The sequence below is a fragment of the Sphingopyxis sp. genome (assembly GCF_965279755.1).
Taxonomy (GTDB): Bacteria; Pseudomonadota; Alphaproteobacteria; order Sphingomonadales; family Sphingomonadaceae; genus Sphingopyxis.
In genome coordinates, this window is the sequence record NZ_OZ257261.1 from 473,100 (window position 1) to 497,033 (window position 23,934).

Genomic DNA, 23,934 nt, shown 5'->3' on the forward strand with positions numbered 1-23,934 from the left:
AAAGGATTTGCCGAGGCCGGGTCCGGGCGCGGTCGGTCCGCTACCCGAAGCACGGCGTCATCGGCGCTCGTCTAGAAACTGGTGCTACACATATGCATCGCAATACCCCTTCTGGGGGGAACGCAATGCCTGGCGCTGTCGCCCGAGCATCACGCGCTTTAGCCGTTGGTTACGCGGAGCAAGCTGCTTCCCGGTCAAAAGCCGCGGGTCGGAAAAAGGAGCGGGAGAGCCCGTCACCCGTCCCGACCAGTTCCGGATGACAATCTCAACTTAAAAGATAGATATTGCCTTCGTCAATGCGAAGGCTGGCTTTTTGCGATGAAGAATTTCTTTCAGGCGCCGAGCCGAAGCTGCCGATCGGGTCGGCGATGACGCGAAACCGTCCCTGTCATCCGATCCTGCTTTTCGCCCCGATGCGAATTCCCTATAAAGTCAAAGCCTCCAGCCGGAGTGCCGCGCACAAGCATGGAATGGGACGCATGTCGATCGGACGCTGGCGGCTCGCCGCCCTTTTCGGATTGTTCGCGCTGGCGCCCCTTGCCGCACGCGCCGAACCCGGCCCCGCTACCGCAAAGCCCGAGATTGTCGTCACGGCCGCGCCCAAACCGCAGAAGCGCAGCGGCTGGAAACAGGCCGAAACAGAGCATGTCGTGGTGCAGAGCAACGGCAGCGAGCCCGAGCTGGTTCGCGTGACCGAGACTCTGGAGCGACTGCACGCGCTGATGACGCGCCTCTATGGCTCCACCGAGCCCGCATCGGGCGTCCCGAAATTGCACGTCCTCTTGCTCGACGACGATACGGCTCTGCGCGGGCTGAAACCCCGGTTCGGCGAAGGTCCCTTTGCCGACGCGTTCGCCGATCAGCGCTATTATGATCCCCGCGCCGACGGCACGATGCTGGCGGTCGTCCGCCGCGACCAGATCATCGACCTCGACACCGCGATTGCGCGCAACCGCTTTTGCGATGAGCTCGCCGCCGACGACAAATTCTGCATGGGAAAGACCGATCCCAACGCCGTCCCGATCGGCCGGTCGTGGGAGGCGGTGCTCTATTCGGCCTTTGCGCAGCATTTCATCCTCGCGAATGTCCCCGCCGCCTATCCGCGCTGGTATCTCGACGGCGTCGGCGCGCTCTTCTCGACGATCAAGGTGCGCAAGAATGGCGCGCTCGACTATGCGCAGCCGCCGGACCGCTACAAGCTGGTGTTCCGGTCCTTCGGCGACATCAATGCGCGCGCGGTGCTGACGGGAACCTACCTCGACGCGCCGTCGCGCACGATGCGCTGGACGCCCTATCACGCTTGGCTGATTACCCACTATTTCGTATTTTCCGATGCTCGCCCTGCGGTTCGCGACTCGTTCGACCGCTATATGGCGGCGATTGGCCGGGGCGCCACACAGGCCGAAGCGGCTCAAGCTTTCGGCGATCTCGGCCGGCTGAACCGCGACATTGCCGGCTATGCATCGCGGAAGATCTATTTCGCTCGTGCCGATATCCCCGAAGCGATCCCCGCGCCGCCAGTCGTGACGCTGCTGTCACCCGCCGGCGAGGCGGTGATCGAGGCGCAACTGCGTCTGGGCGATTTGCCGCCAGTGCTGGCGAATGCGGGCGAGACCATCCCCGCACCATGGATCGACGGGCTCCGCAGCAGGCTGGCCGGCCTGCCCTTCGACGCCGACGCGGCGCTGGTTGCGGTCGAGGCCGAATGCCGCAGTGCGGAGCCCGACGCATGCCTCGCCGACGCGAGCCGGGTTCTGGAGCAGGTGCCGCAAAATGCGCGGGCGCTCGCATGGCAAGGCGTCGCTTTGGTCGGAAAGGCACTGGCCGGTCCGCCGGGCGAGCGCGCAGCAGCGCTTGGCAAGGCACGTCAGACGCTGACGCGCGCGATCGAGGGGGATCCGGACGATGCGGTTGCCGTCACCGGATATTTCCAGAGCTTCGTACGGGCAGGCGAACCGGCGCCGGAAACCGCGATGGCCGGGCTGGCCCGGATCGCCGCGCGCGCCCCGGCGGCGCCCGGGCCGCGGCTGCTGATGGGCGGCGAATTGCTTCGGGAAGGCAAAGCCGACCTTGCGCAGCGGCTTTTGCGACCGGTGCTTTACGGCGCCTATGATTCACCCGAGAAGACGGCTGCCCGCGCCCTGTTTCCGGCGAGCCCTTTGCCAGCGACGCCGCAGGCGGGGCAATAGGCGGTCAGGCGAGCTGGGCGGTCTTCGCCGTCGCGGCAGCGTAGGCGTGCTTCATCCGGGCGAAGGTCATCACCTGTCCGGTCATGATATCGAGCTGCGACGCAATGCCCAGATCGGTCAACACGCCGTCGGGATCGAACAGCGTCTGGCTGCTGTTCGCGGTGATCGCCATCGGGGTCGGCCAGCCGCGCAGCGCATGGGTGATCGAGCGCAGCGTCGCGAGCGTGCTGCCCGCGGCCTGCCATCCCCCCGCGACCGCGATCAGCCCGACGGCGCGGCCATCGAAATAGGGCTGCGCGTCGGTGACAAGATCCTGCGCATAATCGAGGACATTCTTGACCACGCCGGACACGGTGCCGTGATAGGCGGGCGAGGCGATGATGATGCCGTCCGCCGCGCGGAGCGCCGACGTCAGCGCTTCGGCGCGCGGATCGCGTTCGCTGCGATGCGGTGCGTACATCGGCAGGTCGATCGCTTCGCCCGCGAACAACCGCGTTTCGGCGCCATCGGTTTCGCAGCGCGCGAGCGTTTCGCGGAGCAGCCGCTCGGCCGAACCACCCGGTGTCGCATTACCGCCGATGGCGACGATCAGGGGACGCTTGCCGCTCATTGCCATGCTCCTCAGTTGAAGGTGACCTGACTGCCGCCGCGCAGGAAGGCGATCGCGTTGCGGCGCAGATGATTGGTGCCGGGATTGAGGATCGGCTCGGGCGAATATTGCGCGAGATAGACGCGGCGCATGTTCGGGGTCGAATTCGATCCGGTGGCATGGAGCGCAAGGCTGGAGAAAGCCACGATGCTGCCCGCCGGAACCTCGAGCGTCACGCCTTCGCTGTCGCCGGTGTAGCCGACGAGGTCGTTGCTGCCGGGCTGGCGGATGTGCGGAACGATGCCGTTCCGTGTTTCGGGTGCTTGCGAGAAAGGCAGGATGCGGACGGTGCCGTTGGCGACCGTGGTATCGTCGAGCGTGCACCAGCAGGTCAGGTACGGCTTGTGATCGGCGGGTCCGCCGTTGCCGACGACATAGCCCGAATCCTGATGCCAGCTGAACGGCATGCCTTCGCTCGCGCCCTTCACGACATATTGGTCATAGAAGAAATAGGCATCGTCGCCCAGCGTCGCGCGGCAGACATCGGCCATCGTCTCGCTGAACAGCATATCACGCAGATCGGGCTGACGGCGCTGGCATTCGCCGGCGAAATAGCGCTTGCCCTTGTGGCTGATGCCGTCGACCTCGACGCCGAGGCTGTCGAGACGGGCGTCCTCGCGTTCGATGACGCGGCCGCATTCTTCGCGAAGCAGGTCGAGCAGCGGGCCTTCGAGAATGCGTTCGAACACCGCATAGCCTTCGGTCGCGAATTGGTCGCGCTGCGCCGAATAATCCATTTCACTCTCCCGTATCTTTTCGATGGCCAAGCCTATCGCAAAGATCATCCATCGCATCCAATCGAATTGCATCCTTCGATCATACATCTATACTATGGATGATGCGGATGAGACAGGTCGAGGCGTTTCGCGCCGTCATGATGAGCGGGGGCATCACGGCCGCCGCGTCGATGCTCAACATCAGCCAGCCGTCGGTGAGCCGGCTGATCGCCGACATGGAGCGCGCGGTGGGCTTTCGCCTGTTCGACCGGCGCGGCGCGCGCGTGCATCCGACCGCGCAGGCCCAGGCGCTGTATGAAGCTGTGCGGCGAAGCTATGCGGGTCTCGACCTGCTCGATCAGGCGGCGCGGCGTATTCGCGCTCATCCGGTGGGAACGGTCCGGATCGCGGCGCTGGCCGCTATCGCGATGGCGATATTGCCCGCCGTGATCGCGCGCTTTCGCATCCTCTATCCCGACATCAAGATCATCGTGGAGTCCCTGGGGCAGCGCGCGATCGAGGAACGCGTGTTCCTGGGTCAGGCGGACCTTGGCATCGGCGTCGATATGCAGGGCCGCGAAGGCATAAGGTCGACGCCGCTCGCGCGCGCCGAATATGTGTGCATCCTGCCCGCCAACCACCCGCTGGCCGAGCGCGATCGGCTGGCGATCGCCGATCTGGCGGGCGAGGAGTTCGTCGGCCCGATGCACGAGGCCGATGCGCTGTGGAACGGGATCGACGCGGCGCTGGAGGATTCGGGCATCAGCGTGTCGCGGCGGCTGGAGACCCAGCATTCGCAAATATTATATGCGTTCGTCGAAGCCGGACTGGGGGTGACGATCGCCGAGCCGTTCAGCGCGCCGCGCTTCCACCGGCTGGGTGTCGCGGTGCGGCCAATATCGCCGCCGGTCTATCTGGATTTCGCGCTGCTGGAGCCCGACATCGGCCCGACGCCCGAGATCGTGGCATGGCTTAACACCGATGTGCAGCGCGAAACGGCGGCGTGTCTGGCGCATGTGCAGCAGGTGGTTTCGTCGAAATAGCCGGCCTGCGGATGTCGGCCTTGGAGCGGGAAGCGGACATCACCTCCCGCTGAGGCGCGCCTCTTCGATCTCGCCAGCCATCAGCTGTGCTATCTCAAGCTGGAATGCCGCCAAGTCCGGATAATTCGTTTGAAATGAAGTTTTGACGCAGTCGGTCGGGTCATCCTGATCTACTATTTCAACGCGGACTTTCAGGCCTCCGCGTGGATCGGCCGGGGCAATTTCAACTCCTAGAACCTTCTCATACTCGCCGTTTTCGCTGTAACCCCAATGCTCGGTAAGAGGAGCGTTGGGGTCAATTGGATACGCCGAGAGCTTTTCGCCAAACTCCTTTACATCTTGCCACTGAACCCAAAAACCGCCGACTCCCGAACGACTTTCGGTGACCACGCGCATCTCCAGCCAACCGAAGTCGTCAAGAACATGGGTGGGAGTGCCGTCATATCGGTATCGAAATGTCAAAAAGCTCATAAGACGACTGTGGCTTGGAATTGGAACGTCCGCAATCGGTCGCTAGCGGCCATTCGCCCAAGTCATAGCATTTGGACATAACAGACCGACATTTCTCGATTAGACTGCAATGATTTTGACGCGCATCCCTAGGTCGGCTGGTCGGCAATGGCGCCTTTCAGCCGATTCGTGGCTGTGAGCGACATAAGTTCGCGGCCGATGTCGAAGCGGACGAACGATCCGTCACGACAAGGGAAGGGTTGCTGATGACAAGGCCGACGCGCAAGCCAGAGCATTTCGCCTGCTTCCTGCGCTGTCCTGCAAGCCATAGTATTCGGACATGGCATCACGACATTTCTCTATTGGACCACAAAAATAATTGCGCGCATTGGGTCGGCCCGTAATTGTCAATTGAAATGATTGACATATCGATTCAGCGGCGTATCAAAGGGAGGATCTGAACATGGTTTCGTCGAAAGCCAAAGCGTATCTGGCGATCACCACGGCCCTGGGGATGGCGATGCTCGCCGTTCCGGCCCACGCGCAGGAGGCCGAAACCAAGGAAGCCTTTGCCTCCACCGACATCATCGTCACCGCGCAGAAGCGCGAACAGAACCTGCAGGACGTGCCGGTCGCGATCTCGGTCGTATCGGGCGACATGCTGGAACGGTCGAACGTCAATTCGGCCGAGCAGCTGTTCCAGCGCGTCCCCACCCTGACCTTCCGCAAGGGCAACACCAACAAGGACTCCGCTCTCTCGATCCGCGGTGTCGGCACGATCAGCTTCTCGTCGGGCGTCGAGCCGTCGGTGTCGACGGTGATCGACGGCGTCGTCTATGCACGCACCGGCCAGCAGACGTCCGACTTTCTCGACGTCGAGCGCATCGAGGTGCTGCGCGGCCCGCAGGGCAGCCTGTTTGGCAAGAATGCCAGCGCCGGCGTGATCAACATCGTGACCCGCGAGCCCGGCAACGAGCTGGGCGGCTATGTCGACGCCGCCTGGTATGAGGGCAATGAATATCGCATCCGCGGCAGCGTCGGCGGCCCGCTTGGCGAGGGCATCAAAGCGTCGCTCACCGGTTTCTGGTCGCAGTTCGACGGCAACGGCCGCAACGTGTTCAACAACCACAAGGTCAATGGCTACGAGCATTGGGGCGTGCGCGGCAAGCTGATCGCCGAGCCGACCGACGCGCTGAAGATCACGCTGATCGCCGATTATTCGAAGGGCAGCGACAATGGCTATGCCGACAGCATCGGCACGGTCTTTTCGTCGGCGTTCAACAATGCGGTGTTCATCCCCAGCCTCGCGCCGCTGACGCTCGACGGCAAGAACAAGGACATCGACAACGACCTCGATCCGTACACCAAGGACAAGAACAGCGGCATTTCGGGCCAGTTCGACCTCGATCTGGGCGGCGCAACGCTGACCTCGATCACCGCCTATCGCCACTGGTATAATTTCCAGCAGCGCGACGGCGATTTCCGTTCGGATGCGCCCTCCTATGTCAACACCGGCACCGCGTCGGGCGACGTGCGCTCGCACGACCGCGGCGACCTGAAGTTCGACCAGTTCACGCAGGAACTGCGCATCGCATCGTCGAACCCGCAATTCTTCGAATATGTCGCGGGCCTCTATTTCTACAAGACCAAGGAAGTCGACTTCTTCAACCGCACTGTGACCGCGTGCACCGCCTCGACGCTGCCGACCGTGGGCGGACTGACGCCGTGCGCGGCAGGATCGTCGACCTATACGACCAACGAAGGCAATGCCGACTTCACGACCAAGCTCACCAGCTATTCGGCGTTTGGGCAGGGAACGTTCAACTTCACCGACGCGTTCCGCGGCATCCTGGGCCTGCGCCATACCAACGACAAGGTCAGCTATGACTTTGCGCGCCGATCGACGCAGGCAACCGCCTTTTCGGGCGTGAACCCGGCCTTCGCTTCGTCGGGGTCGATCAAGGACAACGGCTGGTCGGGCAATGCCGGCCTGCAATATGACGTGAGCGACGATGTCATGGCCTATGGCATGTACACGCGCGGCTACAAGGGACCGGCGCTCAACGTCTTCTTCAACATGCAGGCGCGTGACACCGGCCGGATCGATCCCGAAAAGTCGAACGCCTATGAGGCCGGCCTCAAGACGCGGTTGTTCGACCGCCGCCTGACGCTGAACCTCGCGGCCTTTTATGCCAAGTACGACAATTACCAGGCGAACTTCCTCGATATCGTCGCGGGCCAGGTCGTCACCCGCCTGACCAATGCGGGTTCGGTCTCGACGCGCGGCATCGAAGTGGACTTCAACGCGGCGGTCACCGACAATTTCTCGCTGTCGGGCGGCTTCAACTACACCGACGCGCACATCAACAAGTTCATCTGCCCCACCGGCGCCGCGGTGACCTGTGCCGACGCGATCAACGGCAAGCCGCTGCCGTTCGCGCCGAAATACAAGGGGACGGTGACGGTCGACTGGCGACTGCCGCTGGGCCTCGACGGGTTCAACGTCGATCTGAACAGCTCGCTCGTTTACCAGAGCCGCACCCAGTTCGACATCAACCAGAACCCCAATGCCTTCCAGAGCCCCTATGCGATCTGGGATGCCGGGGTCACGCTGCGCACCGCCGACGACAAATATGCGCTTTCGCTGCTGGTCAAGAATATCACCGACAAGCAGTTCGTGATCCAGCGTATCCCGAACGGCACGTCGTTCATGCGCCAGATCACCCCGCGCGATGCCGAACGCTATGTCGGCGTCACGGGCCGCATGAACTTCTGACGAACCCCCTGCCCCGCCGCGTCAGTCCACGATGCGGCGGGGACTCCCGCTTCCTCCCTGTCGCGCAGCGATGGGGAGGTGGCAGCGGCGTTGGCCGCTGACGGAGGGGCTTGAACGCAAACGTCGTCGCCGCTCCACCACCGCTTCGCGGCGGTCCCCCTCCCCATCGCTTCGCGACAGGGAGGATCGTGTGAAGGCTTGGAAAGGATCCTCCCCATGGCGCTTGATGCGCTCGACACCGGCTTTGCGCTCCGCCTCGGCGGACAGATGATCCTTTCGCATCGCGAAGGCGCACCCTGTTTCTTTGTCGGGCGCGGCGAGGCGCATGTGCATTCGAAGCTCGGGCATTTCGATGTTTCGCAAGATGTTATCGAGCGGATCGCGCTGGGGCATGTCGAGGTCGATGGCGACGTGCTGCGTTTCGCCGAAAGTGCGGGTGCTCCGTGGTTGCTCGAGGCCAGGCTGTCAGGTGACAGCGACGATGCGGCGATCGCGCTGAAAGCGCTCGACACGACGCTCAACCGGCTGTGGCTGCGCGTGCCCGCCGAGGCGGGCGAGCATGTGTGGGGGGGCGGCGAGCAATTTTCCTATTTCGATCTGCGCGGGCGGCATTTTCCCTTGTGGTCGAGCGAGCCGGGGGTCGGGCGCGATCCGTCTTCGGAACTGTTCCGGCAAGTCGAGGCGCACCGCAAGGGCGGAGGCGGCAGCACGACGCACACCAATTATCCGCAGCCGACTTTCGTGAGTTCGCGGCGCTATGCGCTGCATGTCGACAGCTTTGCCTATTCCGCGTTCGATTTCCGCAATGCGGACTATCACGAGATCGAGGTGTGGGAAATTCCCGCGAAGATCGAGCTGTGGGCACGGCCGCATTTTACCGGGCTGGTGTCGGCGCTGTCGGATCGTTTCGGGCGCCAGCCGCCGCTGCCCGAATGGCTGCTGAAGGGCGCGGTGATCGGCCTGAAAGACGGCGACAACAGCTTTGCGCGATTGAAAGCCTATGAAGACGCCGGGGTCGCGGTGTCGGGGCTGTGGTGCGAGGACTGGGTGGGCCTGCGCATCACCAGCTTCGGCAACCGGCTGTTCTGGGACTGGCAGTGGAATGCCGAGCGCTACCCCGAACTGCCCGCGCGGATTGCGGAATTGCGCGAACGCGGGATCCGCTTTCTGGGTTATGTGAATCCCTATCTGGCGGTCGATGGCCCGCTCTATGCCGAAGCGGCGGCGCAGGGCTTCATGGTGATGCATCCCGACAAGGACGAGCCCTATATCATTGACTTCGGCGAGTTTGATTGCGGGCATGTCGATTTCACCAACCCGGCGGCGGCGGCGTGGTTCGCCGACACGATCATCGGCGAGAAGATGATCGATTTCGGGCTGTCGGGATGGATGGCCGATTTCGGCGAGTATCTGCCCGTCGACGTCCGGCTGGCGAATGGCGAGAGCGGGATGACCGCGCACAACCGCTGGCCGGCGTTGTGGGGCGAAGTCAATGCGAAGGGCATCGCCGGGCGCGGGCAAACGGGCGAGATGATGGTGTTCATGCGTTCCGGCGCCGCCGGAGTGCAGGGCCATTGCCCGATGCTGTGGGCGGGCGACCAGGCGGTCGATTTCTCGCGCCACGACGGGATCGGCACGGTGATCTGCGCCGCGCTGTCGGCCGGGATGCTCGGCAACGCGCATCATCACAGCGACTGTGGCGGCTATACCAGCCTGTTCGACACGGTGCGCGACGCCGAGCTGGCGATGCGCTGGGCCGAGATGTCGGCGTTCACGTCGATGATCCGCACGCATGAGGGCAACCGCCCGCGGCAGAATGTGCAATATGACGATGATCCCGAAATGCTCGCGCATTTTGCGAAGATGACGCGGATTTATGCACATCTGGCGCCCTATCTGCGGCGGCTTTCGAAGGAGGCTTCGGAGACGGGGCTGCCGGTGCAGCGCCCGCTGTTCCTGCATTTCGAGGACGACGCGGAGACTTATGCGATCCAGACGTCTTATCTGCTCGGGCCCGATCTGCTCGTTGCGCCGGTGATCGCGGCGGGGAAAAGCGAGTGGACTACTTATCTGCCTGCCGGGGCCGATTGGGTGCATGTGTGGTCGGGACAGAGCTATGCGGGCGGTAGCGATGTGACCGTCGCGGCGCCGTTCGGACAGCCGCCGGTTTTCTATCGCACGGGATCGGCCGATGCGATGCTGTTCGACGGGATCGTGTCGGCCTGAGCGACCTCCTTCAGCACCGCAACGAAGGCGGCAACCAGCGCGCTGCGGCTGCGGTTGCGGAGGAGGTGGATTGCGTCGCGGGTGACTTCGGACGGCGGGAGCGCGATCATGTGCAGGCCGCTACGCAATGCGAGCCGCTGCGGCACGACAGTGATTGCGCGGCCGCTGCGCGCCATGTCGAGGCAAGCGGCTGTGGAATCGAGCTCGTAATCGGGGAACTGCCCTGCAGCGAACCGCGCGCGAACCGCGCGCGGAAGGTTGCTGCCCGGCGCGGGGCGCGGGAGCGCCCAAGGGAAATCGGCGCTGTCGCCCTGCCCCTTCGCGAGCAGATGATCGGGGGCGCAGACGAGCACAAGAGGGTCGGGCGGGAGCGGGATGCAGAGCACTTCGTCGGCGTGGCCCGAGGAGGCGAATTTGGCGCGGTTGCAGACGACAAGGTCGAGGCGGCGGTCGACGAGGGTTTCGAGCAATTGTTCCGACGGGCCGCCGGTGACGGTGACGCGGACGCCGGGGTGCGTTTCGGCAAAGCGCGCGATCGCGTCGGTCAGCAGGGGTTGCAACGGATAGGGACCGCTGCCGACCGCGACGGTGCCGCTGCTCGGCTGACCGAGACCCCGCGCCTCCTGTTCGAGGTTCGCCGAGGCGGCGATGACATCGCGGGCGGAGCGGATCAGCCGATCGGCGTCGCTCGTCGGGCGGACATAATGGGTGGTGCGGTCGAACAGCGTGGCGCCGAACTCCTCCTCGAGCTTCTGGATCGATCGCGTCAGCGCCGACTGCGTCAGGCCGAGTTCGTCGGCGGCGCGCGCGTAACTGGCGAGGCGGTAGAGCGTGTCGAAATGGCGGAGGCGGCGGAGGTTCATGGCGCACACCATATCATTCCCATAATGCAATACCAATGCCGCTGTGATGCGCTTAGCGTGAACGCATGAGCAGCACCCAACTCGACGCGCGGCGGCGCGCGCAGGTCTTTGCCGAGTTGGAAGCGCGGACGTTCGATCTGGCGGTGATCGGCGGCGGGATTACCGGCGCGGGGATCGCGCGCGACGCGGCGATGCGCGGGCTGTCGGTCGCGCTGGTCGAGGCGCGCGACTATGCGAGCGGGACGAGCAGCCGAAGCTCGAAGATGATCCACGGCGGGCTGCGCTATCTGGCTCAGGGCGATATCGCGCTGGTCAAGGAGGCGGCGTCGGAGCGGCAGATATTGCGGCGGATCGCGCCGCACCTGACGCGGCTGTCGCCCTTCCTGATCCCGACGACGAACATGGCGATGACCGCGAAACTGCGGACGGGCCTCTGGACCTTCGAGAAATTGGGCGGCGTGCCCGAGGCCGAGAAGCATGAGGTGATCGGGCTGGCCGAGTTGCAGGCCCGCGAGCCGCTGATGCGGACGGAAAAGCTCAATGGCGCGGTGCTCTATCCCGAATTTCTGACCGACGATGCGCGGCTGGTGCTCGCCAATATCCGCAGCGCGCAGGGCGCGGGGGCGGTTGTCGTGAGCCATGCGGCGGCGTCGGAGCTGACGGGCGACGGACTGGTTGCGACATCGACGCTGGACGACGGGCTCGGCGCCCGGATCAAGGCGAAGCTGATCGTCAACGCGGCGGGCGCGTGGGTCGATGCAGTGCGCGGGTTGGAAACTGGCGAAGGCGATGTTCGCATGTCGCTGAGCCGCGGTATCCATCTGGTGCTGCCGCGCGCGCGGCTGCCGATCCATTCGACGATCATCATTCGGGCGCCCGACAAACGCAGCATCTTTGCAGTGCCGCGCGGGGCCTTCTCCTACATCGGCACGACCGACGTATTTCATGATGGCGCGGATTATTGGCCCGCGCCGACACGCGAGGACATCGACTATCTGCTGCGCGCGACCGAAGCGGCGCTGAGCATCGATCCGATCAGGGATAGCGAGATCGTGTCGCTCTGGTCGGGGGTCCGGCCGCTGATTGCGCAGCCGGGGAAGAAGGCGAACGAAGTCTCACGCAAGGATGAGATATGGACCTCGCCCGGCGGGCTGGTGTCGATCGCGGGGGGCAAGCTCAGCGCCTATCGCGCGATGGCCGAGCGTGTCGTCGATCTGGTGGTCGAGCGGCTGGGCGCGACCGCGCAGCCCTGTTCGACCGCCGAAGTCCCGCTGCCCGGCGGGTCGCGCGAGGTTCAGCTGGCGGGACTCGATCCGCTGGCGGCCGAGCGGCTGGCGGGGCTGTACGGCGACGAGGCGAACGAGATCGTGATCACGGGGGGTGATGTGACTGCCGAGGCGACGCGCGCGGTGACGCATGAAGGCGCATCGACGCTGGAGGATTATTGGGTGCGGCGGAGTGCGCGTGCCTGGTTCGACGACGGTGCGGGCCTCACCGCGCTCGCCCCCGCCGCCAATGCGATGGGCGCACTGCTTGGCTGGGATGACGCCATGAAGGCATCGCAAATCGCGCATTGCAGCCAGATCAACGATGAGAGCCGCAGGCTTTTGGGAGAGTGAGATGAGTTCGATTGCCGAAGCCCTGTCCAGCGCCATCGGCGCCGACCGCGTCGCGAGCGATGCCGATGCGCTCAACGCGCGGCGTTACGACCAGTGGGCGGTCAAGCATCTGCGCGACTGGCGCGGCGAAGCGGTGGCTGCGCCGGGCTGCGTCGTGCGGCCGCAGTCGGTCGAGGATGTGCAGAAAGCAGTGAAGCTTGCGGCCGAGAAGCGCGTGCCGCTGATCCCCTTTGGCCTCGGCAGCGGGGTGTGCGGTGGGATCGAGCCGACGCCCGATGCCATCCTGCTCGACATGAGTTCGATGAACCGGGTGCGCTATATCGATAGCGACGACCTGCTCGCGAGCTTCGATGCGGGGCTCAACGGCATGGAGGCCGAGGAGGCGGTCGCGGCGCATGGGCTGACGATCGGCCACTGGCCGCAATCGATCGCGATCAGCAGCGTCGGCGGCTGGGTCGCGACGCGCGCGTCGGGCCAATTTTCGACCGCTTATGGCAATATCGAGGACATCATCCATTCGATCGAGGCCGTGCTGCCGAACGGCGAGCTGGTGACGCTGGGCAAGGCGGTGCGCGCCGCGGCGGGGCCGGATCTGCGGCATTTGCTGATGGGCGCCGAGGGAACGATGGGGGTGATCACCGGGGTGACCTTCTCGCTGCGCGCGAAGGCGCCGCACCGCGATTACAGCATCTTTTATGCCGACGACATGCGCGCGGGGTTCGAGGCGCAGCGGCAGATTGTGCGCGCCGACTGGCGTCCGCCGGTGATGCGCCAATATGACGGGCGCGAGGTGCGGCGGCTGTTCCGCGATTATGAGCGCGATGGCAAGGCGATGCTGCTGATGGTCCATGAGGGACCGCAGGCGCGCGTCGATGCCGAACTGGCGGCGATGCACGAGATCTGCGGCGCGGCTGGGCTGGAAGCGGGCGATCCGCTGGCCGCGAAGCAATGGATTGAAAAGCGCAACCATGTGCCGAGCTGGCGCGACATGTTCGAACGGGGCTATGTCGCCGACACGGTCGAGATTTCGGGGCGCTGGAGCGAGATAGGCGCGATCTATGACGACAGCATTGCGGCGCTGAATGCGATCCCCGGCGTGATCAACGCATCGGCGCATAGCAGTCACGTCTACCGCTCGGGGATCAACCTCTATTTCAGCTTCGCCGCGACCTTCGAGGACAGCGCGAAGATGGAACCCGCCTATTTCGCCGGCTGGCGCGCGATCATGGAAGCGACCGCGAAACATGGCGGCGGGGTCGCGCATCATCATGGCGCGGGGCGGCTGCGCAAACCCTATTTGCACCATGACCTTGGCGAGAGCGGCGTTGCGCTGTTGCGGCGGTTGAATAATTGTCTCGATCCGGAAGGGATCATGAACCCGGGCAATCTGATACCCGATGCGTAGGTCGGAATCTTATAAGCCCCTCCCCTTCAGGGGAGGGGTTGGGGGTGGGGTCCATCGGCCTTGCTCAAGGTTTCGAGACCCCACCCCGACCCCTCCCCTGAAGGGGAGGGGCTTTAAGTGACGCACGGCCACCTCCTCCTCGCACTCGATGCGGGCACGACGGGCGCGCGCGCGATGCTGGTCGATCCGGCCGGTACGGTGCTGGGCGTCGACAAGAGGCCGATCGCGAGCCACTTCCCCGGCCCCGGGCTGGTCGAGCAGGATGCCGGCGAAGTCTGGACCATATGCCGCGCGGTGATCGACGGCGCGCTCGCCGCGGCGGGGCGTAGCATCGCCGATGTCGCCGCGATCGGGGTGACGACGCAGCGCGCGAGCATCGTTCTGTGGGACCGCGCCACCGGCGAGCCGGTCGCACCGATGCTGGTGTGGAGCGACCTGCGCGGGATGGAGGAATATAAAAAGCTGCGCGCGGCGGGGTTCACCGGCTGGCCGCAGGTGCCGTCGGCGAAGCTGCCCGCGGCGATCGCTATGTCGGGGCGCGATCCGGCGACGCTGCAATGGGGGACGCTCGATAGCTGGCTGGTCTACAAGCTGAGCGGCGCGCATGTCACCGATGCGTCGGCGGCGTGGCTGACGGGCTATTATGATTATGCGAACGGCGCGGGCTGGGATGCGGCGTTGCTGACGCACCAGCGCCTGCCCGCGACCATGTTTCCGGCGCAGGTCGAAAGCTGGGGCGCGATTGCCGAGAGCGATCCGGCGGCGCTTGGCGCGCGCGTTCCCATCACCGCGCTGATCGCCGATCAGGAGGCCGCGATGGTCGCGCATGGCGCGCTGGGACGCGGCGACTGGAAGGCGACCTATGGCACGTCGGGGGTGCTGATGGCGGGAACCGGCGAGACGCCCGAGACGATCCACAGCAGCATGCCCGCCGAGGCGCTGGCATTCGCGGGCGGCAAGCCGCGTTTTTGCGTCGAGGGCATGGTGATCACGACCGGGTCGATGATCGAGTGGCTGTGCGGCGGGCTGGGCCTGTTTGCATCGCCTGCAGCGTTGGAAGCGGCGGCGGCTTCGGTGAATGATGCGGGGAATGTCGTGGTGCGGCCGTCGCTTGCCGGCATGGGGGCGCCGCATGGCAAGTTCGAGGCGCGTGGGCTGATCGCGGGGCTGAGCTTTGCCGACGGGCCAGCGCAAGTGGCGCGCGCGGCGTTGCAGGGCATCGCGTTCCGCTTTCGCGAGATTGCCGATGTGATTGCGGCGGCGCTGCCGGTGCCCGAGGCGCTGCCGGTAGCGGGCGGGTTGTCGGCGAGCGATACGCTGATGCAGTTGCAGGCCGACGCATTGCAACGGCCGGTGCGACGCCACGCGGTGCGCGAAGCGAGTGCCTATGGCGCGGCGCTTGCAGCGGGCATGGGCGCGGGACTGTTCGGCGAGAGCGATTTGAAGCGGCTCGCAAGGTATGATGCCGAGTTTCTGCCGAAGGTTTCGCGCGACGAGGCCGATGCCGCGTTTGCGCGCTGGCGCGATGCGGTGGCGGTGTGAAAACACCGTCGGGATCATATCAAGCCCCTCCCCTTCAGGGGAGGGGCTATTACGCAGTTCCGGCGACCTCGCGCCACACCCCCCGCACGATATCGCGCATGCGCTGCGCCTCGTCCCAGCGGTTCGTCAGCTCGCTGCCGTCGGGCGCGGTAATAGCGTACGGAGGAGGCCCGAGCTCGCACATGAAGGTCAGCGCGTCACCTTCGCGCGCCTGCTCGAGCCACAGCTCAAAGCCGCGGCGCCACCAGGCGACATGCTGGTCGAGCCAGCCCCGATGCTGAGGGGCGCCCAGCGCGACCTGCACCTGATGCGTCGTCGAGACGCGGCCGTGGAAATTGTGGCTGCCTTGCAGGATCGTCTCGATCGCCGCGAGCTGATCGGGGCGGAGCGGCAGCTCCATTTCGCCCGCCACCGGATAGTGCGAGAGGTCGGCGGTGAGCGGCAGGTCGGGGCGCTCTTCGAGCAATTGCAGCGTGAAGAGCAGGTCGTTGGTGAGGCGGCCGCGGTGCGTTTCGAACCAGACGGGGAGCGGCGCATCCTTTGCCGCTGCGATCAGGCTGTCGATCAGGCGCAGCGCGGCGCGGAAGTCGGCGGTCGGGCCGGCGATCTGGACGTTGAGGTGATGCGCGCCGAGGCGCTCTGCCTCAACGATCCAGTGGCGGAGCTGGTCGGCGTCGTGAACGAGCACCTGTCCTTCCCATGCGAGGCCGAGCGGGTTCATCACACGCGCGACGCCGTCGGTGCGCGCGGTGCGCGCGAGGTTGACGCCAACGCCGTCGAAGCCTGCGGCGGCGACTTCGCCAAGCGCCTCGTCGAGGCGGTTTTCGATGTCGAAACCGGGGCATTTGTCGAGGCCCCAGACCGATTGAAGAACGAGCAATTCGGGCAATGGCTTCCCTTTCAGACAACGCTGTCATATCGTGCCGGGTGCGGGAGTCAATTGGCCTCGCTCAAACGTCACCCCGGACTTGATCCGGGGCCTGCCTTTCTTCTTCGGCAAGAGAAGGCGGGTCCCGGGTCAAGCCCGGGATGACGAAGAAAAATAAGATTGTGAGAGGATTGAGATGACAGCCGAAGCCCCCGCCCTACCCGCCATCGCGCCAGTGTCGAAGGCATACCGCCGCTATGCGCTGACGGTATTGCTGGTCATCTATATCCTGAACTTTCTCGACCGGCAGATCGTCGCGATCCTCGCCGAGCCGATCAAGAACGAGCTGCATCTGGCCGACTGGCAGCTCGGGGTGATGACGGGTCTCGCCTTCGCGCTTTTCTATACCGTGCTGGGCATCCCGATCGCGCGCTATGCCGAAACGGGGCATCGGCCGCGGATCATCGCGGTGTCGGCAGGGCTGTGGAGCCTGTTCACAATCGCGTGCGGCCATGCGCAGACCTTTGCCCAGCTCGTGCTGTGCCGGATCGGCGTCGGGATCGGCGAGGCGGGATGCACGCCGCCGGCGCATTCGCTGATCACCGATTATACGCCGAAGGAGAAGCGCGCCTCGGCCCTCGCCTTCTATGCCCTTGGCACGCCCCTCGGCGGATTGCTCGGGCTCGCGCTCGGCGGGCTGATCGCCGATGCCTATGGCTGGCGGACGGCATTTCTTTTTGCGGGCGCACCGGGGCTGCTGATGGCGCTCGTCGCGTGGACGACGCTTAAGGAGCCGCGGCGACAGATGAATGCCGACCTTGCTGCGATCAGGGCCGCGCGCCCCGACCTGAAGACCGCGATGGCCGAGATCAGCGGCAAGCGGACCTTCTGGCTGATCGCCTTCGCCGCCGCGATCAAGGCGTTCATCGGCTATGGCGCTGCGGCGTTTCTGGCGCCCTTCTTCTTTCGCAACCATGCGGTCGAGCTGACCGCGATTGCGGATGATTTCGGACTGGGTCTGACAGGATTTCTGGGCGTGGCGCTGGGGATCGTGCTGGGGCTGACTGGCGCGGTGGGGACATGGACGGGCGGCTATCTGGCCGACAGGTTCGGCGCGCGCGACTTGCGCTATTATGTGGCGATCCCGGCGGTTTCGACGCTGCTGGGCATTCCCTTCTACATCGCCGGACTGCTTTCGGATTCGGCGGTGTTTGCGTTGATCATGTTCGCCTTTCCGCCGGTGCTGAACACCATGTGGTATGGGCCGGGCTATGCCGCAGTGCAGGGGCTGGTCAGGCCGCAGACACGCGCGACCGCGTCGGCGGTGCTGCTGTTCATCATCAACCTGATCGGGCTGGGGCTGGGACCGGTGGCCGTTGGGCTGGTCAGCGATTTCCTCGCGGGCCCATTCGGGCTAGGGCCGGCGAACGGCGTGCGCTGGTCGTTGATGATTTTCATCCTCTTCGGCGCGCTCGCTTCGGCGCTGTTCTGGATGGCGCGCAGTTCGATCCGTGAGGAGATGGTCAGTTGAGTATCGCCAGCATTGCCCTGCCCCGCATATTCCGTATCGGCGGCGGCGCGTCGAAGCAACTGGCCGAAGTGCTGGCGTCGCTGGGACTGTCGCGGCCGTTGATCGTAACCGACGGCTGGCTGGTAAGCAGCGGGCGCGTGGCCGAACTGGTCGACGGGCTGACGGCGGCGGGGATCGCGTCGCGCGTGTTCGCCGATACGGTGCCCGACCCGACGGTGGCCTCAGTCGATGCAGGGGTCGCCTTCCTGAACGACGGCGATCATGACTGCGTCGTCGGCTTTGGCGGCGGCAGCCCGCTCGACAGCGCAAAGGCGATCGCGCTGCTCGGTATGCACGGCGGCGCGATGGCCGATTACAAGGCACCGCATGTGCAGGACGCGCCCGGGCTGCCGGTGATCGCGATCCCGACAACCGCGGGCACCGGGTCGGAGGCGACGCGCTTCACGATCATCACCGACGAGACGACCGACGAGAAGATGCTGTGCCCGGGGCTCGCCTACCTCCCGATCGCGGCGCTCGTCGATTATGAGCTGACCTTTACCAAGCCCAAAAGGCTGACCGCCGACACGGGGATCGATTCGCTGGTCCATGCGATCGAGGCCTATGTGTCGAAGCGCGCGAACCCGTTCAGCGACGGCATGGCGCTGCTCGCGATGCGCGCGCTGGCGCCGAATTTGCGGCGCGTGTGCAGCGACCCGACGGATGCCGCGGCGCGCGAGGCGATGATGCTGGGGGCGACGCAGGCCGGGATCGCCTTCTCGAACAGCTCGGTCGCGCTGGTCCACGGGATGAGCCGGCCGATCGGCGCGCATTTCCATGTCCCGCACGGGCTGTCGAACGCGATGCTGTTGCCCGCGGTGACCGCCTGGTCGGCGCCCGCGGCGCTTCATCGTTACGCCGATTGCGCGCGGGCGATGGGGGTGGCGGACGTGACGGAGGGCGATCAGTCGGCCGTGGCGCGGCTGCTCGACGAACTGGCGGCGCTCAACCGCGAGCTCGAGGTGCCGGGGCCGGCCGCATGGGGTATCGACGCGGCGCGCTGGGACGCGCTGGTGCCGACAATGTGCGCGCAGGCGGCGGCGTCGGGATCGCCCGCGAACAACCCGCGCGTACCCGATGCCGAGGAGATGGCGGAACTTTATGCGCAGGTCTGGGCGGGGTGAAGCTATCGCTGTCGAGCTAGTTCGATTGCCGCGACGATAAGGTCCGCATCAACGTCGGCACCAAAGGTGTTCACGCTGAACGGCCCCTCGTCTGGAACCCCGACGTCGAAAAGAACGTCGCCGTTGGCAGCAATCACTTCCAGGCGGATACCGTCGTAACTGACATCGCTGGCCCAGCGGCATCGCATGCCACGATCTTCAAAAAGCTGCGCTTCCATATCCCAATTATGCCGCGATTTGAAAACCGGACAAGATCAAAGCCTTCGTTCATCCCTCCGCAAGCCGCGCCCTGCATAAGCGCGCTCGCCCCGTCTCCTTCTCTCCTACGTCTCAAACGTGGAGGCGGGGCATCCTTCACACCATCGTCATCCCGGGCTTGATCCGGGATCCATGACGTCGCGGGAGGCGCTTGCCTGCGTGGACCCCGGATCAAGTCCGGGGTGACGAGGTGGGTGCCTGTTCGACAGGTTAGAGTATCAGCGGCCCGTGCGTCATTTTCGGCAGCACATGGCGCGCAAACAGGTCCGCTTCGGCGGCGTGCGGGTAACCTGAGAGGATGAACGCCTCGATGCCCATGTCCTGATAGCGGTTCAGCTTTGCCAGCACCTGATCGGGATCGCCGACGATCGCGGCGCCGCAGCCCGAGCGGGCGCGGCCGACGCCGGTCCAGAGATTGTCCTCGACATAGCCGTCGTCCGACGCGGCTTCGCGCAAGGCGACCTGCGCGTTCACGCCGAACGACTGCGAATCGAGTGACTTGGCCTTGATCTCGGCGCCCTTTGCGGCGTCGAGTTTCGAGAGCAGGCGGTCGGCGGCGGTGCGCGCCTCGCTTTCGGTGTCGCGCACGATCATATGCGCGCGGTATCCGAATTTGAGCGTGCGGCCATAGGCGGCGGCGCGCGCGGTCATGTCGGCGATGATCTCCTTCACCACCTCTTCGCGGTCGGGCCACATAAGGAAAACATCGCAGCCCTTGGCGGCGGCGTCGCGCGCGGCCGGCGACAGGCCGCCGAAATAAAGCGGCGGCGCCTTGCCCGAAACGGTGCCGACGCGCGCCGGGGCGACCTGCAGCTTCCAGAACTCGCCATCATGGTCGAGCGCCTCGCCATTGAGCAGGGTCTTCAGGATATGCATCGCCTCGACCGTGCGGCGATAGCGCGGTTCGGACTCCATCGTCTCGCCCGGCATGTCGGACGAGATGATGTTGACCGTCAGGCGGCCGCCGAGGATCTGGTCGATCGTCGCGATCTGGCGCGCGAGCTGCGGCGGCCAGCTTTCACCGATGCGCACCGCCATCAGCAGGCGGATGCGCTTCACCATCGTCGCGATCGCGGCGGCGAAGGCCGTGGTGTCGATGCCGAGCGCATAGCCCGACGGGAGCAGGATATTGTCGAAGCCGAGGCTGTCGGCCTGCATCACGATGTCGCGGCAGTGCTCCCAGCTCGACTTGAGCATCGGGTCGGGGACACCCAGAAATTCATAGTCGTCGTCGCAGAGCGCCGAAAACCAGCTAACCTCGCACGTGCGGTCGGTCATGGCAGATTCTCCCCCATCGATGTTTGCAGAACCGCATACCATTCGGCGCGCGTCCAGCGCGGGGCAAAGGCTTGCGGAATTTCCCCGATGCGTTCGACATTCTGCGTGCCGACGATCGGGATCGGGCGCGCGGGATGCGCCATCACCCAGCTATAGGTCGCGGCGGCGCGCGAGACGCCGTACTCGGCGGCCTTCGCGTCGAGCAGTCCGGCGACTGCGCGCGTGCGCTCGTCGGCCGGATCGCCGAGCCGGCCGCCGCCGAGCGGCGACCAGGCGAGGAAGCTCATCCCCTCCGCCATCGACTGGTCGAAGATGCCGTCGAACAGCGGGTTCAGGTGAAGCGGCGAAAATTCGCTCTGATGGCTGACCACCGGAACGGACAGGAATTTGGCGAGTGCCGACGTTTGCAAGGGCGTGAAGTTCGAGACGCCGATCGCGCCGATCTTGCCCGCGCGATGCGCCTCCTCGAGCGTGCGCGCAATTTCCTGCGGGTGGGTGAGGAGGTCGGGACGGTGGATCTGCCACAGTTCGACATGGTCGGTGCGCAGGCGTTTCAGCGAGATGTCGATCGCCGAGGTCAGATAGGCGGGGCTGCTGTCATAGGGCACGCCGAGGATGATCCCGCCCTTGGTGGCGAGAATCATCCGGTCGCGAAGGCCGGGCGCTTCGGCGAACACATCGCCCAGCAGCGCTTCGGCCGAGCCGAAACCGCCGGGCGTGTCGCAGCCGTAGATGTCGGCGGTGTCGAACAGCGTAACACCGGCCTCGAACGCGGCATCGACGCGCGCGCGCGCCGTGGCGACATCGGCGCCGGCGAAGCGCCACATGCCCCAGGCGATGGGCGAAACCTCGTGACCGGCGATGGTCACATTGGCGGGAGCGGGTAGAAAATCTGACATCGCTGTCATATACTCCATAAGTCAGAACGAGTGAAGCGGCTTTCGTATGCGGCGTTCGTCAGTGTGCGAGGATCGGACCAGTCTCGCCGTCTTCCTCCTCGTCGACCGCGACGATGCGCGGCAGGATGAGGTGGATCGCGGCAAGTGCGACGAGATAGGTGACGGCGCAGACGAGCATCATCGGCAGATAGCCACGCCCCGTGTCGAGCGACCAGCCGGCGAACTCGATCATTGCCATGCCCGACAGATTGCCAGCGAAGGCGCCGATCCCGATCGCCGACCCGACGATGCGCGCCGGAAAGACGTCGGTGGTGAGCCCGAAAAGATTGGTCGAAAATCCCTGATGCGCGAAGAGCGCGAGGCCGAGGATCATCGCCGCGACCCACGCGCTGTCGACGCCGACGAGCAAGGGCACCGGCAGGATGAGTAGCGCGTAGATGAGCATCGTCGTCTTGCGCGCGGCGTTCACGGTCCAGCCGCGGCGGCCCATCAGATACGACGGCAGGTAGCCCCCGGTGATGCCGCCGAGCGCGGCCATGAAATAGACGAAGGCGACCGGAAGCCCGAGCGTTCCCTGCGTCAGCCCGAAAACGCGGTGAAACAGGTCGGGCATGAAGAAGAGCAGGAACCACCACACCTGATCGGTCAGCGCCTTGCCGAGGATCACCGCCCACTGGCGGCGATCGCGGAGCAGGCTGCTCCACGGGATGGCCGGCGCTGCGGCGTCGCGGGCCGCATTGGGCTGTTCGGGAATGCGCACCATCAGCCACACGACCACCCAGACGAGACCAAGCCCGCCGGCGATCAGGAAAGTCGCCTGCCAGCCCCACATCATCGCCATCAGGGGGATGAGCAAGGGCGTCAGGATTGCGCCGACATTGGGTGCGATGCCGCCAAGGCCGAGAACGAAGCTGCGCTCTTTCGCGTTAAAGTAAGTGGCGGCGGTCTTCACCGCTGCGGGGGTTCCGATCGACTCCGCCGCACCGAGAACCGCGCGCGAGGTAACGAAGCCCGCGACGGTGGTTGCAAAGGCATGCGCCATCCCCGCAAGGCTCCAGATGCCGACACCGATCGCGAAGCCCCGGCGCAGACCCACCTTGTCGATGAACCAGCCGGTGCCGAGGAAAGCCAGCGCAGCGGCGAACTGGAAGGCGGAAGCCATGTGGCTGTAATCGCGGTCGGTCCAGTCGAACTCGGCCTGCAACGTCGGCTTCAACAGCGCGAGGATCTGGCGGTCGACATAGTTGAGGACGATCGCGACGAAGACGAGCCCCACCACCAGCCAGCGGCGTTTATCGGCGATTTGCGCCAAGATCGTCTCTCCCCGAATCTGTCGTTGGCCGATAAGATAACGTTGTCATACCGAAAAGGACAAGGCTTTTCTTCATTACCTGTCCCGGTTGAGATCAGCTTTTCGGCGGCGCCGTCGATCCGCGCACGATCAGTTCGTGGGGTAATTGCCGGCGCTCGATCGTCTCGCCGAATTCCAGCAGCAGGTCGGCTGCGGCATAGCCGAGATCGCGGATCGGCTGGCGGATCGTCGTCAGCGACGGCCAGACGACCTGCGCGAGATCGGTGTCGTCGAAACCCGCGACCGAGAGCTGGTCAGGGACCGATACGCCCAAGCGATGCGCCGCGGCGAGAACGCCAGCCGCCATTTCGTCGCTGCTCGCGAAGATCGCCGTCGGCGGCTCGTCGAGGGCGAGCAGCGCCTCGGCCGCTGCCGCGCCCGACTGGAAAGCGAATTGGCCCGGATGGACGAGCGCGGCATCGAAGCCGATCCCCGCGCGCTGCAACGCCTGCCGATAGCCGGTCAGACGCTGGCCGCTGGCGAAATAATTGGCATGGCCAGTGACCAGCGCGATGCGGCGGTGACCGAGCGAGATCAGATAAGCGGTCATGTCGTCGGCCGCCTGGACGTTGTCGATATAAACCGCTGACGTCGCGGTCAAATCGGTCCCCGGCTGGACGCGGACGACCGGAATCTTGCGGTGAAACAGCTCCGCGAGCGCGGTGCCGACGTCGGTCACCGGCGGGGTCATGATGATGCCGTCGAGCTGCGCCTGATCGATCAGCGCGCCGATATCGTCGATCAGGCCGGGCGAGTTCACATCGCACGGCTGGATGATCATGCGGAAGTTTGCCTCACGGCAACGCTGTCCGACCCCGGCCTGCATGTTGAAGATATAATAGGGGCTGGGGTTGTCGTGGATCAGCCCGATCTGGAACGAGCGCTTGCCCGCGAGTGTGCGCGCGGCGAGGCTCGGGTGATAGTTGAGGCGCGCGACCGCCTCCTCGACCTTTTGCCGCATGTCGTCGCTGACATAGCGTTCCTTGTTGAGGACGCGCGACACGGTCTTGATCGACACGCCCGCGACGCGCGAGACATCCTTGATCGTCGCCCGGGTCATGCGCGCATACGCTCCGCCCCGTTCCGGCAAAATGACATCGCTGGCTCC

The 23,934-nt window shown here is 65.3% G+C and carries 19 protein-coding genes; 9 read left to right on the top strand and 10 right to left on the bottom strand.

The window, feature by feature from the left end:
* Window positions 1-479 precede the first annotated feature (479 nt).
* A complete protein-coding gene (locus ACQY80_RS02270; protein ID WP_428683230.1) occupies window positions 480-2,189 on the top strand; it encodes a hypothetical protein in 1,710 nt (569 codons plus the stop codon).
* Window positions 2,190-2,193: 4 nt separating this feature from the next.
* Here ACQY80_RS02270 and ACQY80_RS02275 read toward each other — a convergent pair whose 3' ends face one another.
* Together ACQY80_RS02275 and ACQY80_RS02280 are read right to left on the bottom strand one after the other, a co-directional pair.
* The gene (locus ACQY80_RS02275; RefSeq protein WP_428683232.1) at window positions 2,194-2,799 is read right to left on the bottom strand and encodes an NADPH-dependent FMN reductase; all 606 of its coding nucleotides are present in this window, start codon (window positions 2,797-2,799) and stop codon (window positions 2,194-2,196) included.
* Between the two features lie 11 nt (window positions 2,800-2,810).
* The gene (locus ACQY80_RS02280; RefSeq protein WP_428683234.1) at window positions 2,811-3,575 is read right to left on the bottom strand and encodes a phytanoyl-CoA dioxygenase family protein; all 765 of its coding nucleotides are present in this window, start codon (window positions 3,573-3,575) and stop codon (window positions 2,811-2,813) included.
* Between the two features lie 107 nt (window positions 3,576-3,682).
* Here ACQY80_RS02280 and ACQY80_RS02285 point away from each other — a divergent pair, with 107 nt between their 5' ends.
* Entirely contained in the window at window positions 3,683-4,597 is a 915-nt protein-coding gene (locus ACQY80_RS02285; RefSeq protein WP_428683236.1) for a LysR substrate-binding domain-containing protein, read from the top strand.
* A gap of 39 nt (window positions 4,598-4,636) precedes the next feature.
* Here the strand turns inward: ACQY80_RS02285 and ACQY80_RS02290 are convergent, their stop codons facing one another.
* Window positions 4,637-5,068, bottom strand: a complete 432-nt coding sequence (locus ACQY80_RS02290; RefSeq protein ID WP_428683238.1) for a hypothetical protein — start codon at window positions 5,066-5,068, stop codon at window positions 4,637-4,639.
* A gap of 442 nt (window positions 5,069-5,510) precedes the next feature.
* Between ACQY80_RS02290 and ACQY80_RS02295 the strand changes: the two genes are divergently transcribed.
* Window positions 5,511-7,823 carry a TonB-dependent receptor gene (locus ACQY80_RS02295; protein ID WP_428683240.1) on the top strand — a complete coding sequence of 771 codons (2,313 nt, stop codon included), beginning with the start codon at window positions 5,511-5,513 and terminating at the stop codon, window positions 7,821-7,823.
* A gap of 216 nt (window positions 7,824-8,039) precedes the next feature.
* Window positions 8,040-10,049 carry an alpha-glucosidase gene (locus ACQY80_RS02300; RefSeq protein WP_428683242.1) on the top strand — a complete coding sequence of 670 codons (2,010 nt, stop codon included), beginning with the start codon at window positions 8,040-8,042 and terminating at the stop codon, window positions 10,047-10,049.
* Here ACQY80_RS02300 and ACQY80_RS02305 read toward each other — a convergent pair.
* Window positions 9,995-10,912 (bottom strand): LysR family transcriptional regulator, encoded by a 918-nt coding sequence (locus ACQY80_RS02305; RefSeq protein WP_428683244.1) that lies wholly within the window; start codon window positions 10,910-10,912, stop codon window positions 9,995-9,997. The genes ACQY80_RS02300 and ACQY80_RS02305 overlap by 55 nt on opposite strands.
* A gap of 65 nt (window positions 10,913-10,977) precedes the next feature.
* Between ACQY80_RS02305 and ACQY80_RS02310 the strand changes: the two genes are divergently transcribed.
* From ACQY80_RS02310 to ACQY80_RS02320, 3 genes are all read left to right on the top strand, one after another.
* Window positions 10,978-12,531: a glycerol-3-phosphate dehydrogenase/oxidase gene (locus tag ACQY80_RS02310; RefSeq protein WP_428683246.1), complete on the top strand. Its 1,554-nt coding sequence runs from the start codon at window positions 10,978-10,980 to the stop codon at window positions 12,529-12,531.
* A 1-nt stretch (window position 12,532) separates the two neighbouring features.
* Entirely contained in the window at window positions 12,533-13,936 is a 1,404-nt protein-coding gene (locus tag ACQY80_RS02315) for an FAD-binding oxidoreductase (RefSeq protein WP_428683248.1), read from the top strand.
* Window positions 13,937-14,053: 117 nt separating this feature from the next.
* Window positions 14,054-15,478 (top strand): FGGY family carbohydrate kinase, encoded by a 1,425-nt coding sequence (locus ACQY80_RS02320; protein WP_428683250.1) that lies wholly within the window; start codon window positions 14,054-14,056, stop codon window positions 15,476-15,478.
* A gap of 49 nt (window positions 15,479-15,527) precedes the next feature.
* On the opposite strand, the gene ACQY80_RS02325 is transcribed toward ACQY80_RS02320, so the two are convergent.
* The gene (locus ACQY80_RS02325) at window positions 15,528-16,367 is read right to left on the bottom strand and encodes a sugar phosphate isomerase/epimerase family protein (protein WP_428683252.1); all 840 of its coding nucleotides are present in this window, start codon (window positions 16,365-16,367) and stop codon (window positions 15,528-15,530) included.
* A gap of 175 nt (window positions 16,368-16,542) precedes the next feature.
* Between ACQY80_RS02325 and ACQY80_RS02330 the strand changes: the two genes are divergently transcribed.
* On the top strand, window positions 16,543-17,877 hold the full coding sequence (locus ACQY80_RS02330) for a spinster family MFS transporter (protein ID WP_428683254.1): 1,335 nt from the start codon (window positions 16,543-16,545) through the stop codon (window positions 17,875-17,877).
* Complete coding sequence (locus tag ACQY80_RS02335) at window positions 17,874-19,040, top strand: iron-containing alcohol dehydrogenase (protein WP_428683256.1); 1,167 nt, start codon at window positions 17,874-17,876, stop codon at window positions 19,038-19,040. The genes ACQY80_RS02330 and ACQY80_RS02335 overlap by 4 nt, the downstream gene beginning before the upstream one ends.
* A gap of 2 nt (window positions 19,041-19,042) precedes the next feature.
* Here the strand turns inward: ACQY80_RS02335 and ACQY80_RS02340 are convergent, their stop codons facing one another.
* From ACQY80_RS02340 to ACQY80_RS02360, 5 genes are all read right to left on the bottom strand, one after another.
* Window positions 19,043-19,258, bottom strand: a complete 216-nt coding sequence (locus tag ACQY80_RS02340; protein WP_428683258.1) for a hypothetical protein — start codon at window positions 19,256-19,258, stop codon at window positions 19,043-19,045.
* A 250-nt stretch (window positions 19,259-19,508) separates the two neighbouring features.
* Window positions 19,509-20,576 (bottom strand): LLM class flavin-dependent oxidoreductase, encoded by a 1,068-nt coding sequence (locus ACQY80_RS02345; RefSeq protein ID WP_428683260.1) that lies wholly within the window; start codon window positions 20,574-20,576, stop codon window positions 19,509-19,511.
* A complete protein-coding gene (locus ACQY80_RS02350; RefSeq protein WP_428685718.1) occupies window positions 20,573-21,475 on the bottom strand; it encodes an aldo/keto reductase in 903 nt (300 codons plus the stop codon). Before ACQY80_RS02350 ends, ACQY80_RS02345 begins: the two co-directional genes overlap by 4 nt.
* Window positions 21,476-21,533: 58 nt before the next feature.
* Window positions 21,534-22,787, bottom strand: coding sequence for an MFS transporter (locus ACQY80_RS02355; RefSeq protein WP_428683262.1), 1,254 nt, complete (start codon window positions 22,785-22,787; stop codon window positions 21,534-21,536).
* A 94-nt stretch (window positions 22,788-22,881) separates the two neighbouring features.
* Entirely contained in the window at window positions 22,882-23,886 is a 1,005-nt protein-coding gene (locus ACQY80_RS02360; protein ID WP_428683264.1) for a LacI family DNA-binding transcriptional regulator, read from the bottom strand.
* Window positions 23,887-23,934 lie beyond the last annotated feature (48 nt).